The organism is Pseudonocardia nigra, from assembly GCF_019396355.1.
GTDB lineage: Bacteria > Actinomycetota > Actinomycetes > Mycobacteriales > Pseudonocardiaceae > Pseudonocardia > Pseudonocardia nigra.
Map to the genome: position 1 here is coordinate 14169 of NZ_JAHKRK010000083.1, position 14009 is coordinate 28177.

At 72.0% G+C, this 14009-nt stretch carries 13 protein-coding genes; 6 read left to right on the forward strand and 7 right to left on the reverse strand.

What is annotated here, in order from left to right; all coding sequences use genetic code 11:
* Positions 1 to 19 precede the first annotated feature (19 nt).
* Positions 20 to 1957, forward strand: coding sequence for an EamA family transporter (locus KME75_RS20545; RefSeq protein ID WP_219416483.1), 1938 nt, complete (start codon positions 20 to 22; stop codon positions 1955 to 1957).
* On the opposite strand, the gene KME75_RS20550 is transcribed toward KME75_RS20545, so the two are convergent.
* Positions 1859 to 2854 (reverse strand): LacI family DNA-binding transcriptional regulator, encoded by a 996-nt coding sequence (locus KME75_RS20550; protein WP_219416484.1) that lies wholly within the window; start codon positions 2852 to 2854, stop codon positions 1859 to 1861. The genes KME75_RS20545 and KME75_RS20550 overlap by 99 nt on opposite strands.
* A 146-nt stretch (positions 2855 to 3000) precedes the next feature.
* Between KME75_RS20550 and KME75_RS20555 the strand changes: the two genes are divergently transcribed.
* The 5 genes from KME75_RS20555 to KME75_RS20575 are packed head-to-tail and all read left to right on the forward strand — an operon-like array spanning position 3001 to position 7518.
* Positions 3001 to 3711, forward strand: coding sequence for an alpha/beta fold hydrolase (locus KME75_RS20555; RefSeq protein WP_246632481.1), 711 nt, complete (start codon positions 3001 to 3003; stop codon positions 3709 to 3711).
* 36 nt (positions 3712 to 3747) lie between these two features.
* Complete coding sequence (gene hisD / locus KME75_RS20560; protein ID WP_219416485.1) at positions 3748 to 5070, forward strand: histidinol dehydrogenase; 1323 nt, start codon at positions 3748 to 3750, stop codon at positions 5068 to 5070.
* The gene (locus KME75_RS20565) at positions 5067 to 5828 is read left to right on the forward strand and encodes an SDR family NAD(P)-dependent oxidoreductase (RefSeq protein WP_308282927.1); all 762 of its coding nucleotides are present in this window, start codon (positions 5067 to 5069) and stop codon (positions 5826 to 5828) included. Before hisD ends, KME75_RS20565 begins: the two co-directional genes overlap by 4 nt.
* Entirely contained in the window at positions 5825 to 6787 is a 963-nt protein-coding gene (locus KME75_RS20570) for an HpcH/HpaI aldolase family protein (RefSeq protein WP_219416487.1), read from the forward strand. Before KME75_RS20565 ends, KME75_RS20570 begins: the two co-directional genes overlap by 4 nt.
* Positions 6673 to 7518: an ornithine cyclodeaminase family protein gene (locus KME75_RS20575; RefSeq protein WP_246632487.1), complete on the forward strand. Its 846-nt coding sequence runs from the start codon at positions 6673 to 6675 to the stop codon at positions 7516 to 7518. The genes KME75_RS20570 and KME75_RS20575 overlap by 115 nt, the downstream gene beginning before the upstream one ends.
* A gap of 73 nt (positions 7519 to 7591) precedes the next feature.
* Here KME75_RS20575 and KME75_RS20580 read toward each other — a convergent pair whose 3' ends face one another.
* The 6 genes from KME75_RS20580 to KME75_RS20605 all read right to left on the reverse strand — a co-directional run bounded on the left by KME75_RS20580 (position 7592) and on the right by KME75_RS20605 (position 13621).
* A complete protein-coding gene (locus KME75_RS20580; RefSeq protein WP_219416488.1) occupies positions 7592 to 7945 on the reverse strand; it encodes an NUDIX hydrolase in 354 nt (117 codons plus the stop codon).
* A 311-nt stretch (positions 7946 to 8256) separates the two neighbouring features.
* The gene (locus tag KME75_RS20585) at positions 8257 to 9423 is read right to left on the reverse strand and encodes a cupin domain-containing protein (RefSeq protein WP_219416489.1); all 1167 of its coding nucleotides are present in this window, start codon (positions 9421 to 9423) and stop codon (positions 8257 to 8259) included.
* A gap of 20 nt (positions 9424 to 9443) precedes the next feature.
* The gene (locus KME75_RS20590; RefSeq protein WP_219416490.1) at positions 9444 to 10442 is read right to left on the reverse strand and encodes a nuclear transport factor 2 family protein; all 999 of its coding nucleotides are present in this window, start codon (positions 10440 to 10442) and stop codon (positions 9444 to 9446) included.
* 35 nt (positions 10443 to 10477) lie between these two features.
* A complete protein-coding gene (locus KME75_RS20595; protein ID WP_219416491.1) occupies positions 10478 to 11377 on the reverse strand; it encodes a carbohydrate ABC transporter permease in 900 nt (299 codons plus the stop codon).
* A complete protein-coding gene (locus KME75_RS20600) occupies positions 11374 to 12243 on the reverse strand; it encodes a carbohydrate ABC transporter permease (RefSeq protein WP_219416492.1) in 870 nt (289 codons plus the stop codon). The genes KME75_RS20595 and KME75_RS20600 overlap by 4 nt, the downstream gene beginning before the upstream one ends.
* 58 nt (positions 12244 to 12301) lie before the next feature.
* Positions 12302 to 13621 (reverse strand): ABC transporter substrate-binding protein, encoded by a 1320-nt coding sequence (locus tag KME75_RS20605; protein WP_219416493.1) that lies wholly within the window; start codon positions 13619 to 13621, stop codon positions 12302 to 12304.
* Positions 13622 to 14009: the final 388 nt, after the last annotated feature.

Sequence of the window (14009 nt, forward strand, 5' to 3'; positions counted from 1 at the left end):
GCCCCTGGAGGCACCCACCATGACCGACCAGCAGCCGACGCTCACCATGGCCGGCACCGAGTGGAACAACATCGTCGACTTCGTCGAACGGTCCACCTACCGGATCTGGAACGAGGGCGAGATCGACCTGATCGCCCGCATGTACACGCCGCACACGATCACGCACATGGACGGCGGCGACATCATCGGCGCCGACGCGGTGATCGCCGACAGCACGTCGCGCCTGGGCGCGTGGAAGGGTTTCCGCGGGGTCATCGACGACACGATCTGGACCGGCAACGACCGCGACGGGTACCGCACCAGTATGCGCTGGACGTGGACCGGCAAGAACGTCGGCGACACGGTGTTCGGGGGACCGTCCGGCCGGGACGTGCGGTTCAGCGTGATCGCCAACTGCGTGGTGCTGGGTGAGCTGTACGTCGAGGAGTGGAAGGCCTGGAACCCGCGGAACCTGGCCGGTCAGGTCGGGGTGGCCCCGGACGTCGCGGTGGAGCGCTGGCAGCAGGCGGTGGCCGACGCCGGGTACGACCGGACCGAGGGCCGCCCCGCCGAGGACTTCGGTGTCCGGGTGCCGGCGGTGCCGGAGCGCATCGACGGGCCCGGTGAGGTTGTGCTCGAACACCTCACCACGATCTTCGGCAAGGGCGACCTCGGCCAGGTGCACAAGGCGTACGCCGACCAGCCGTCCCTGCACGTCGGCGTGGACCGCTCCTACCACGGCCCGGCCGGCGTGCGGTTACGCGGACTCGTGGCTGCAGCTGTTGCCGGAGCGGGAGTTCCGCGTCGACGAGCTGTACTGGCTCGAGGACTTCAACGTCAGCCGGGTGGCGGTCCGGTGGAACTTGGCCGGTGTGGCCCGCACTCCGCAGGGCGACCGGGAGGTGTCGGTCCTGGGCGTGAACCACGTGCACGTGCACGGCGACCGGATCGTGGCCGAGTGGGCCGAGTTCGACGAGCTGGCGCTGCTGCGCCAGCTGCAGGGACGGTGACGCGCGGCCTGCTGTGGGCCGGGGCGGGTGTGGTCGCGTTCTCGCTGACCCTCCCGGTGACGGCGATCGGGTTGCGCGGCCTCGACCCGCTGCTGCTCGGGGCCGGGCGATGCGTGCTGGCCGCGCTCGTCGCGGCCGCCTGGCTGGTGGCGGTCCGCGCCCCGCTGCCCGGCCGCACCGAGCGCCTGCCGCTGGTGTGGGTCGGGATCGGCGCCGTCGTCGGGTTCGGCGTGCTGCCGGCGTTCGCGCTGCAACACGTGACGTCCGGGCACGCCGCGCTCGTCGTCGGCGCGCTGCCGCTGGTCACCGCCGTGTTCGCGGCCGTGCGCGGTGGCGAGCGGCCGCATCGGGCGACGTGGATCGGCGGCGCGGCCGGATCGGGCGTCGTCACGGCGTTCGTGCTGTTCTCCGGGCCGTTGCCGGGCCGGATCGGGCCGGGCGACCTGCTCCTGCTCGGCACGCTGGTGCTCGGTGCGCTCGGATACGCCGAGGGTGGGCGGCTGGCCAGCACGATGCCCGGAGCGCAGGTGATCGCCTGGGGACTGGTGATCGCGCTGCCGCTCTCGCTGGCGGCGACGGCCTACGCGGCGGTCACGCACCCGCCCACCGCGGCCGGCGGCGGCGCCTGGGCGGCGTTCGGCTACACCGCGGTGATCGCGATGTTCCTCGGATACGTCGCCTGGTACCGCGGGCTCGCCGCCGTGGGCGTGGCGCGTGGCAGCCAGATCCAGCTGCTGCAGCCGCTGCTCACCGTGCTGTGGTCGGTGCTGCTCCTCGGTGAGCAGGTCACCCCGCTGCTCGGGCTGGCGATGCTCGCGACGACCGGCTGCGTGGTGCTCGCGCAGCGCGGGCGCGGGGCGGACCCGCCGTCACGCCGCGGCGTGCGTGGCGCGCCGGACCAGCTCGGTGTCGAAGACGACGCGGCGCGGCGGGCCGGTCTCCTTCCCGGACACGCGCTCGACCAGTAGGCGTGCCGCGGTGCGCGCCATCTCGTGCACGTCGTGGCGCACCGTGGTCAACCGGAAGACCTCCCACGACGCGATGGGCATGTCGTCGAAGCCGATCACGGTGAGGTCCTCGGGGACGCGCACCCCGGCGCGCCGGGCCGCGTTCAGCACGCCGATCGCGATGACGTCGTTGCCGCAGAACACGGCGGTGGGGCGGGGGGAGCGTTCGAGCAGTGCCAGCAGGCACTGCTCGCCGGTCTCGAACTCGAACGGGCCGCGCCACGTGTGCTCCTCGCGCAGCCCGACCCCGGCGTCGGCGAGCGCCAGCCGGAAGCCGAGCTCGCGGTCGCGACCGGTGCTCGTGTCCGAGGGGCCGAAGATGCCCGCGATCCGCCGGTGTCCGAGCGCGAGGAGCTCCTGGGCGGCCAGGCGGCCACCGCCCGCGTTGTCGGCGACGGCGGCGTCACCGAGGCCCGGGGCGCCCTCGCGGTTGAGGAACACGAACGGCAGCTCGCGGCGCTGCAGCTCCGCCGGCAGCGGGGACCCCAGCACGCTGGTGGTGAGGACCGCGCCGTCGATCGAACGGTCCAGCAGACGTTCGCTGGCCATCGCGGCGTCGGTGCGCTCGGTGAGCAGCGTCATCCGGTACCCGTGGGCCTCCAGCTCGTCGTGCAGGGGAGCGACGAGGTGCGGGTAGAACGGGTTGGTCAGGTCGGTGACGACGATGCCGATCCGCCGCGTGGCGCGCGTGGCGAGGCTGCGGCCGGCTTCGCTCGGGACGTAGTCCAACGCCGCCGCGGCCTGCCACACCTTTTCTCGAGTGGCGGCAGAAACCCGTGGATCGTCCCGCAGCGCGCGGGAGACCGTCGGCTGTGACACCCCGGCGAGTCGGGCCACGTCGTGGCTCGTGATCCGCATGCTTCCCCCGATGACGTGCCTGTGTATAGACGTATGCGCAGGCGGCCCAGACACGCTTCCTGCTGGCCCTACGGGAACCTTACCTGAACATCGGAAGCTGGATCGGCTCTTGACGGAGCCGACCGCTCAGCTCATGATGTATACGTATGAACGCAACGGGGACGACGCCGGTGGTGGCGCCGGTGGTGCTGGTCCCGGGCATGCTGTGCGACGCCGACCTGTGGGCCGATCTCGACGTCCCCGGCGCCGTGCCCGTGGCCGTCACCGAGCCGAGCATCGCGGGGATGGCCGCGGAAGTGCTCGCGGCCGTCGACGGCCCGTTCGTCCTGGTCGGGCTGAGCCTCGGCGCGATCGTCGGGTTCCAGGTGCTGCGGCGCGCACCGCAGCGGGTGCTGGCCTTCTGCGCGATGGCGACCAACCCGGGCGCGCCGACCCCGCAGCAGCACACCGCGTGGCGTGACATGAGCCGGCGCACCGCGGCCGGTGGCTTCACCGAGGTCGTCCGCCAGACCCTGCCCACGATGTTCGCCGACAGTGCACCCCCGCGCGAGCACGCCGAGCGTTACCTCGCCATGGCCCACCGCGTCGGACCGGACGTCTTCACCGCCCAGCTCGCCGCACAGGCCACCCGGAACGACCAGCGCGACACCCTGCGGGCAGCGTCCTGCCCGGTCCTCGCGGTCTGCGGCGACCGCGATGCCCTCTGCCCCGTCGACTTCCATCGCGCGATCGTCGACGCCGCCCCGGCCGGACGGCTGCACGTGCTTCCCGGAGCCGGACACCTGGTGCCGATCGAGCGGTCGCACGACGTCACCGCCCTGCTGCGCAGCTGGCTGCGCGAGCCGACCCCTGCCTGATCCCGTTCCCGATCCCGTCCCGAGGAGAGAAGACCGATGCCCAAGGTGCTCAAGAACAGTGCGCCCGCTGCGAGTGGCGCGCCGCGCGCCGAGGTCGGCGGGCGCGTCAGCGAGATCATCGCCGACGTCCGCGAGCGCGACGACGCCGCCGTCCGCGCCTACTCCGAACAGTTCGACGACTGGAGCCCCGAGTCGTTCCGGCTCTCGCCCCAGGACGTCGCGCGCATCGTCGCAGGCGTGCCCCAGCAGGTGCTCGACGACATCGAGTTCGTGCAGGGGCAGGTGCGCACGTTCGCGCAGCACCAGCGCGACTCGCTGGGGGAGTTCGAGGTCGAGACGCTGCCCGGGGTCCGGCTGGGTCAGAAGCAGGTACCGGTGACGGCGGCGGGTGCGTACGTGCCGGGTGGTCGCTACCCGCTCACGGCGTCGGCGCACATGACGATCGTGACCGCCAAGGTCGCGGGCGTGGAGCGGGTCGTGGCGTGCACCCCACCCATCCGCGGTGAGGTTCCGGCGGCCACGGTCGCGGCGATGCACCTCGCGGGCGCGGACGAGATCTACCTGCTCGGCGGGGTCCAGGCGGTTGCGGCGCTGGCCGTGGGCACGGAGACGATCGGGCGCGTCGACCTCATCGCCGGACCCGGCAACGCCTATGTCGCCGAGGCCAAGCGGCAGCTGTTCGGCGAGGTCGGGATCGACCTGTTCGCCGGGCCGACGGAGATCCTCGTGATCGCCGACGAGACCGCCGACCCGTTCGTGGTGGCGGTGGACCTGCTCAGCCAGGCCGAGCACGGCCCCGACTCCCCGGCGGTGCTCATCACCACGTCCGAGGCGTTGGGGCAGGCCGTGCTCGAGCACGTCGACCGGCTGCTGCCGGGGATGCCGACCCGGGACATGGCCGGGCCCGCCTGGCGCGACCACGGCGAGGTGCACGTGGTCGACTCCCTCGACGAGGCGTGGACGCTGGCGGACTCGTTCGCCTCGGAGCACGTCGAGGTGCTCACCGCCCAGCCGCGGCTCGCGCTGGAGAAGATGCGCCACTACGGGGCGCTGTTCCTCGGCGAGGGCACCTGCGTGTCCTACGGCGATAAGGTCATCGGCACCAACCACGTGCTGCCCACCCGCGGCGCGGCCCGGTACACGGGCGGGCTGTGGGTCGGGAAGTACCTGCGCACGGTCACCTACCAGGAGGTGATTGACCCTGCGTCGAGTGCGCTGCTCGGCGAGGTCTGTGGCCGCGCCAGCCGGGTGGAGCTGTTCGAGGGCCACGCCCGCTCCGGGGACGTGCGCGCGGCGCGGTACGGGTCGGCCGAGCTGTCATGGACCGACCACCGGTTCGCCGCGAAGGCGGTGCAGTGAGCTCACGGGTCGCGGGCCGCACGGCCCTGGTCACCGGCGGCGGCAACGGGCTCGGCCGGGCCATCTCCGTCGCCCTCGCCGAGGCCGGGGCGCGCGTGGTCGTCGTCGGGCGCGACCCGGACAAGCTCGGCGCGACGGCCGGGCGCCTCCCCGACGCCCGGGTCGCGACGTGCGACGTCGCCGACCCGGCGTCGGTGCGTGCGCTCGGTCGCGAGCTGGCCGACGAGGAGGTCTCGATCCTGGTCAACAACGCCGGGGTCGCGGGTCCGGTCGCGCCGCTCGTCGACGTCGAGCCCGACGAGTGGGACGCGGTGTTCGCGGTCAACGTGCGGGGGGTCTACCTGATGTGCCGGGAGTTCCTCCCGCCGATGACCGGGCGGGGTAGCGGCGACGTCATCAACGTCGCCTCGGTCAGCGGCAAGCGCCCGCTGCTGCGGCGCACGCCGTACTGCGCGTCGAAGATGGCCGTCCTCGGCCTGACGGCCACGCTCGCCGGCGAGGTCGGTCCGCTGGGGGTCACCGTCAACTCGCTGTCGCCCGGCCCGGTCGACGGGCCGCGCATGCAACGCAACTTCCGGCTGGAGGCGGAGCGCACCGGCACCAGCTACGCCGAGGCGGAGCGGGCGTACGTCTCGCGGGCCGCGCTGGGCCGGATGGTCACCGAGGAGGAGGTCGGCGCGGCCGTCGTCGCGATGCTCGGGATGCCGGGCCTGTGCGCCGCCGACATCGACCTGTCCGCGGGGATGGTGGCCCGATGACGCCGCTGCGGCCCCGGCTGGAGGCGGGGGAGCGGCTCGTCGGCGGGATCGTCCGGATGCCGAACACGGGGCTGGTCGAGCTGCTCGGCCACGCGGGGTTCGACTACGTCGTGCTCGACGCCGAGCACGGCCCGGCCGACCAGCTGCAGCTGCAGCACCATCTGGCCGCCGCCGACGGGATCGGCCTCGACGTGCTCGTCCGCGTCGGCAGCCGGGACCCCGCCGAGACCCTGCGGGCCCTGGACCTCGGGGCCACCGGGGTCGTCGTGCCGCACGTGCGGTCCGCCGAGGAGGCCGCGGCGGCGGTCGCCGCGGCGCACTACCCGCCGCTGGGCGAGCGCGGCTTCGCCACCTACAGCCGCGCGGGCCGCTACGGGTTGGCGAGCGCGGAGGAGCACCTGCGCCGGGCCGCCGAGCGCACCCTCGTGATCGTCATGATCGAGGACGCGGCCGGGGTCGCGGCCGCCCCGGAGATCCTCGCGGTCCCCGGCGTGGACGGGGTGTTCGTCGGGCCGGCCGACCTGGCCGTCAGCCTCGGGCACCCCGGCGGGACCGGCCACGCCGCGGTCGTCGAGGCGATCGAGGCCGTCCACCGGGCGGCGCGCGACGCCCGCCGGTGGGTGCTGACCATCGCCGGCACCGAGCAGCAGGCCCGCCACCAGTTCGAGAACGGCTCCGACCCTCGTCCTCTACAACATCCAGCACGCCATCACGCAGCTCGTGGCCGATCTGGGTGCCGTGCGAGGCTGAGCGGGTGGGGAGCGGACCGGTGTGGATCAGTGGCGCGGAGATCGAGGCCTGCCTGCCCATGGCAGCCGCGATCGACGTGCTGGAGCGGGCGCTCCTGGCCGGCCTCGACCCCGAGCAGGACGGCCCGCGTACGCGCCTGGCCACCCCGGCCGGGATGCTGCTGCAGATGCCGTCGGCGGACGAGCGGTACTGCGGCAGCAAGCTGGTGACCAGCTGCCCCGTCAACGCGGGTGGCGACCGTCCGGTGATCCAGGGCGTCTACGTGCTGTTCGACGGCGCGACGATGTCCCCGGTCGCGGTGCTCGACGGCACCGCGCTCACGAGCCTGCGCACCCCCGCGGTCTCCGGCCTGGCCGTCCGCCACCTCGCCGCCCCCGGTGCGACCCGCGTCGCGCTGTTCGGCGCCGGTGTTCAGGCCGCGGGGCACGTCGACGCGATGCGGGCCGTGCTCGACGTGGAGCACATCGACGTGGTCGGCCGGAACCCGGCCCGCGCCTCTCTGCTGGTCGAGCGGATCCGCGCGGCCGGTGTCAGCGCTACCGTCGCGGGCGTCGAGGCGGTCGCGGCCGCGGACGTGGTCGTCTGCGCCACCGCGGCGAGCACCCCGCTGTTCGACGGCGCCCTCGTCGCCGATCACGCCGTCGTCGTGGCCATCGGCAGTCACGACCCCACGGCGCGCGAGGTCGACACGGCGCTCGTGCGGCGCTCGTCCGTGGTGGTCGAGTCCCGCCGCAGCGCACTGGCCGAGGCCGGCGACGTCGTCATCCCCGTCGGCGAGGGCGCCATCGACCCCGCCAACCTGACCCCGCTCGCCGACGCCGTGCGCGGCGGCGTGGCACCGCCGCACGATCGCCCTCGGCTGTTCAAGGGCACCGGGATGCCGTGGGAGGACCTAGCGACCGCGGGCGCGATCGCCGACCGGGTGCTGGGGACGCGGTGAGCGGGGGGTCGGTGCCGGCCGGACAGTCGGTGCAGAGGACCAGAGGTGGGAATCGAGGTCGTAGGAGCCTCTGCTACGGCTCCCGTTCGACGTAGCGCAGTATCCCGTCGGCGAGCGAGTCGACCGCCGATCGGAGCCGCCTCCAGATCTGGTCGCGCATCTCCGCGCGCACTGCGTCGACCTCGAAGAAGCGCCAGTCGGCGATCTCCGGATCGGTGATGCGGACGGCGTCGGCCTCGCGAGTTGTCAGAACCCCGCCGTCGAAGCGAGCCTGCGTGCGGCGGCACGAAGATCGCCGCGAGGCGCGGGCTTTCGTGATCGGCGAGGCCAGCACTGCGCACTCACGACGATCTTCGGCGCGGTGATCGCCGTCAGAGTGGGTCTTCTGCACGTGCGCCGACGTGAACGGTAACCTCGCGCCGAGCACCGCCCGCCGTGCCGCCGCCGTAGCCCCCACAAGCGTCGGCCGCCCGCGGCGAGCTGGGGGACTCACTCCTGCGGGACGGCCGCGGACACCTCGGCGAGGAGGCGCCCGAGCGCGGGGGCCGCCGGGCAGGGCGCGGGCAGGGGTCCCACGGCCGGTTCGCCGGCACCGCGACGATCTCGGCCCCCGCGTACCTGGCCAGGCGCACCCACACCGGGAACTCCCCGCCGGCTCGGCAACACAACCACGAGGCCGGCCCCCGGCCGGCCGCCTCGTGAACGGCGCGGACCAGGGGCCGGCGTCTCCGGTGCCCCTCAGTCGTCCTCGGTGGCGGCGGCCAGCACGGCCGCCGGGGCGAGGTAGTGGTTCGGGTCGAGGACATGACCCTCGGCGCGCGCGGCGGCGACCACCTCGGGCGCCCACTCGAGCTCGGTGCGGCCGTCGCCGCTGTTGACCACGAGCAGCTCGCCGGTGCCCGGGTCGGCCGCGCGACCCTCCTGCGCGTCCAGCAGCGTGAACGAGCGCCACGCGCCCGCGGGAACCGACAGCGAGTCGAGCGGCCCGAGCTCCACGACGGTCTCGTCCGCCCCGGTGTTGACCGACACCGCCCATCGGCCGGCCTTGGCCGTGAGCACCTGGGCCTCGCTGTGGCGGTGGGTCAGGACGCCCTCGCCGGGCACGGCGCGCAGCCAGGCGAGGTCGAACCCGTGCGGCTCGTGCAGCCGGGGGACCGCGCGCCGGTCCTCGCTCATGCCGTACCCGATCACCAGGCTCAGGTGCGCCCCGCCGCCGGGCAGGCCCGAGCACAGGAAGGGCCGGGACAGCCAGACCCGGTCGCCCTCGTGTGTGACGCGGGTGCGGAACTGCTCGGGGGAGAAGGCGTCGAGCCGGTCGATCTCCTCCTGGGGCATCGGCTCGATGAGCGCGACGCCGTCGGGTACCTGCTCGCCCTGGACGGTGTCGACGAGCCGGTTGTCGGCGGTGAGGTAGAGGCCGTGGCCTGCGGCGTCCTGCAGGACCGACGGTCCCCAGATGATGCCGCCGGTGTCGTCGCGGCCGAGCACGGTGAGCAGGATGCCGTCGTCGGCGCCGATGTTGGTGAATCCGCGGAAGATCCACGAGGGCACCGTGACGACGTCGCCGTCCACCGAGCGGTACTCGCCCTGGCGGCCGTCGGCGCCCCAGCGGAGCTGGTAATTGCCGCCGAAGTTGATGAACACCTCGGCGGTGAAGTGCAGGTGCAGGTTGTTCGTGACGCCGTTGGACATGCCGGCGGCGCCCAGGTTGAAGCCGTGCGGCTCGCGGAGGTTGACGAACTGGTCGGGGCTCTGGGAGACGCCGGGGCCGATGAAGGAGTAGTTGTCCTTCCGGTCCGAGCCCGGGGTCCGGCAGTCGATGAAGGCCGCCTTGCAGGGAACCCACTCGGCGCGTCTGACCGTGCGCCGGGCGACCTCACCAGGGGGAACGACGATGTCGTGCATGGCTGATTCCTCTGCAGTCCTCAGTAGATATTGGTGTCGGTGAACTCGCCGTCGCCCCGCGTGGCGTTGATCTGGGCCCGCAGGGCGATCTCGTCGAACACCCGGACCTCGCGGACGATGCGGCCGCCCTGCACGAGGAACTGGGAGACCCCCAGCAGGTCCACGGGCGCATTGGTCAGCGCCCCGAACGCCGGGGTCCCGTGGTAGGTGCCGCTCATCGTCCACAGCACCGCGACGCGCAGCCCGGCGTACCGCTCGGCGTAGTTGGTCTGGACGTCACGCACCGCGAAGCGGGCGTTCGGGAACGGGGCCACGAGCGACAGCAGGTCGCGCTGGTAGCCGTCCGGCCGCACGACGGTGCGGTCGCCGACGGTGTGCAGGAACAGGTCGCGCACCATGTAGTCGGGCACCTTGTGCAGGCGGCGCTGGTTCCACACCTCCTCGACGAACTCGAGCACCATCTCGCACTCGGGCCGGAAATCGTCGGGCCGCGGGCCGCTGTCGCCGACGCTCAGCACGTCGCTCGGCGCGGGCTTGGTCATCGAGCCCTCGTAGCCGCGGAAGCGCAGCCCGCGGGCGACCTCGTCGGGGTCCTCGCCACGCTGCAGGCAGCTCGCCAGCTCGTCGCGGACCACCCACTCCTCGACCATCCGCCCGCGCCGGTAGAGGCAGTCGGCGATCGTGCGCTTCCGGATCCGGGTGGGCCTGCCGCCGACCAGGTCGTCGTCGCTGGAGAAGACCAGGTGCGAGCTGAGGAACGCGTCGTCGCCGCGCGCCTCCCACACGACGTCCTCGGCCTGGCCGACGTGCTGCGGCGTGCTCGCGATGCGCATCAGGCTGCCCTCGATGACCCCGTCGCGGCCCACCACGGTGCCCAGGCCGCCGTGCACGATCGAGTCGGGCTCGTAGTTGTCGACGATGTAGGACACGTCGCGCTGCACCCAGATGCGGTCGGTCACTTCACGGATGAAGTCGTCGGGGTCGAGGTAGGGCTGGTAGGCCACCGGGTCGAGCGCCATGGAGGGTCCTTTCGTCGTCGTGATGGAGGAGCTGCTCAGCCCTTGACCGAGCCGGCGTTGAGGCCGGCCACCAGGTAGCGCTGGGCGATGAACGCGAACGCGATGACCGGCAGCGTCAGCAGCATCGCCGCGGCGCCCGCCTGCTGGAGCATGGGCAGGGTCTGGCCGAGCTGCGTCGCGATGAACACCGGCACGGTGCGCGCGGAGACGTCGGTGAGGATGGTCGCGGTCAGGTATTCCTGGAACGCGAACAGGAAGATGAAGATCCCGGCGGTGAGGATGCCCGGCCCCATCAGGGGGATCATGACGCGGCGCAGCGTCGCGAACCGCGTGCAGCCGTCGATCATGGCGGCCTCGTCGAGCTCCTTGGGGATCTCGGCGAAGAAGTTGCGCAGCAGCCAGATGCTGAACGGCTGGTTGATCGCCACCAGCGCGGCGGCCACGGCGAACGTCGTGTCGTAGATCCCCAGCGCCCGCGAGAGGTCGTACATCGGCAGCACGACCGCGAACCGCGGCAGCGCCCGGAAGACCAGCGCGGCGATGAGCAGCACCGCGCTGACCCAGCCCGGGAACCGCGACAGGGCGTAGGCGGCGGGGATGCCGATGATCAGCGCCGCCGCGGTGCTGAGCAGCGCGACCACGAGCGTGTTGATCAGGTACTGGTAGAACAGCGTCGTCTGCCAGAGGTCGACGAACGCGGTCAGGGTGGGCTGGTAGAAGAACTGCGGGGGGTTGAGGAACGCCACGTCCGTCGGCTTGGTCACGGCCATGGCGGTCCACAGGACCGGGCTGAGCATCGCCCAGCAGACCAGCACCAGGATGCCGCCGACGAGGTACGTGCGCCCACGGCGTCGCGGGCGCCTGCGTGCGTCGGATTCGGAACCACCGGTTCGCGCGGAGACGGGTCGGCGCTCCACCTTTTCGACGGTGCTCATGCCTGCCGTGCCTCCTTGGCGATCCCGCGGATGAAGGGGAAGAGCAGGGCCACGATCAGCAGGATCAACAGGACGTTGACGGCGCTGCCGAGCCCGAGCTGCTGTCCCCCGTCCTGGAACGCCACGTTGTAGATGTAGAGCATGATCGACTCGTTGCCGATCTGGACCGCCTGCGGCGACAGCGGGATGAGCTGGTCGAACGTCCGCAGCACGTCCATGATCGAAATGATCACGACGAACCCGAGCACGCCGCGGATGCTGGGGATGATCACGTGCCAGTGCGTGCGCACGACCGAGGCCCCGTCGATGCGCGCGGCCTCGATGATCTCGTTCGGCACCCCCTGCAGCCCGGCGATGATCACGAGCATGGCGAACGGGAGCATGAACCAGATCGTGTTCAGCGCGACCACGACCCGGTTGGGCCACGGCTCGGTGAACCAGAGCACCTCCTGGCCGGTCACCAGCGTGACGGCGTAGTTGAGCACGCCGCCGAAGTTCGCGTCGAACAGCCAGGAGAACATCGTGGCCCCGACGACGTTGGGCACGACGTAGGAGATCAGCAGGATGCCCAGGACCCAGGGCTTCGCCCGGCCGATGCCGTTGACCAGCACCGCGAGCAGGTAGCCGCCCACCACCAGCGCGGCGACGACCGCCGCGGTGAGCCCGACGGTGAACAGCACCGCCTGCCCCAACCGCGGGTCGGACAGCGCCTCCCCGTAGTTGTCCAGGCCGACGAACGTGCCGGCCTCGCCGTAGGTCACCCGCTCCAGGCTCCACTCGATCGTCCGGTAGAGCGGGAGGACCAGCAGGCCGCCCATCACGAGCACGCTCGGGGTCACGAGCGCAAGGAACTCTCGCCGTCGCATGACGGATCACCTCGCTGACTCCGCGGCGGGCGCCCGCGCAGGGCGCCCGCCGGGTCGGCTACTGCTTGTACTCGGCCAGGATCTGGGTCGCGATCTGCTGCATCTGCGCCGTGCCCTCCGCCACCGGGGTCTGGCCCAGGATGACGGAGGCGACCACGGGGCGGATGTCGTTGCTGATGCGCGAGGTCCACGGGTAGGGCTCGGCGGGCGGGGCCTTGTCGATCGACTCCAGCGCCGCCTCGGCGTAGGGGCTGCTCTGCGGGGTCACGATGCCTTCGCGCGCCGGGAACGCGGCGGGCACGGCGGCGCGCGACGCCTCCGGGCCGACGGATGCAGCGATCATCTCGAACAGCAGCTTCGGATCCACGGTGGTGTTGGCCGGGATCGACCAGCCGTCCACCGACAGGCTGTTGTAGAGGACGTCACCGCCGGCGACCGACGGCGGCGGCGCGAACGCGAACTGCTGCGCGAACCGGCTGTTCTCGGGCTTGGTGAGGTCGGCCATCCGGCCGGAGAACATGACCGCGATCGCGGCGGACCCGTTGTACATCTGCTGCTGCACCCGGGGCTGGTCGAACGTGGTGACCTGCGGGTCCATGTAGGGCAGCAGCGAGCGCAGCTCCTCGAAGGCCTGCGCGGCCTCCGGGGTGTCGAAGTTCGGCGTCATCGCCTCGGCGTCCACGAGGTCCATGCCGAGGGATCCGAGCGCAGCGTCGTAGGCCGTGATGATGTCGGCGCTCGCCAGCAGCGGCAGCGCGATCGGGTACTGGATCTCCCCCGCCTGCTGAATCGCCCCGGCGACCTCGCGCAGCTCGGCGAACGTGGTGGGCGGCTGCAGCCCGAGTGCGTCGAAGACGTCCTTGCGGTAGGCCATCACGTACATCTGCGCCTGCATCGGCAACCCGTACAGCTGCCCCTCGTAGGACAGTCCTTCGCGCATCTCCTCGTTGAGCTCGCCGAGGGCGTACTCCTGCTCGAACTCGGCGAACAGGTCGTCGAGTGGCATCAGCTTCTGCTGCGACGCGTACTGCGGGATGACGAAGCCGTAGGTCTCGACGATGTCGTAGGTGCCGGTCTCGCCGGCGAGCGTCGCGATCGTCTTCTGCACCTGCCCGCCGAAGTCGATCGGCTCGTGCGCGACCGTCACCTGCTCCTTGCTGCAGCTCGCCACCATCATGTTGGTGAACGGGTCGATGGCCGACGAGTTGTAGGCCAGAACGTTCACCGTTGTCGGCTCGGCGGGCGGCGGGAAGTCGCACGGCACCTCGGTCGCCGTCTCCGCGGCCGTCCGGGAACCCGCCCCGCAGGCCGAGAGCAGTACGGCGGTGGACATCGCCACGGCGAGCGTCCCCAGGGCAGTTGTTCGGGATCTGGGCATCACGGTCTCCTACCGTCCGGTCGGGATGACCTTGCTGTTCGTGCTACTGCGCAGCGCCGGTGCCGACGGCGGCGCTGATCGTCTGGATCGGGGCGGTGTTCCCGCGTCCGATCGGGTGCATACGGATACACTAGGGAGTTAGGAGTGGCGACGCAAGGGTGAGTTCTCAGCGTTCTCCCGTTCTGCGGGCAGGCATTTCCCGCGGCTACTCACGGCCTTGCGCCTGATGCACGCGTATGTCTAGCGTTCGGTTCTGACCATCTAGTGTTGCGTGTCGTAAGTGACTTTACGATGGCTGGTTGAGACAATGCCGTATGCCGACTGCTGCTCGCCTGGAGGTCCGGGGCAAAGACAAGTCGACGCTGCGTTCCTGGGTGCGGGCTTCGGG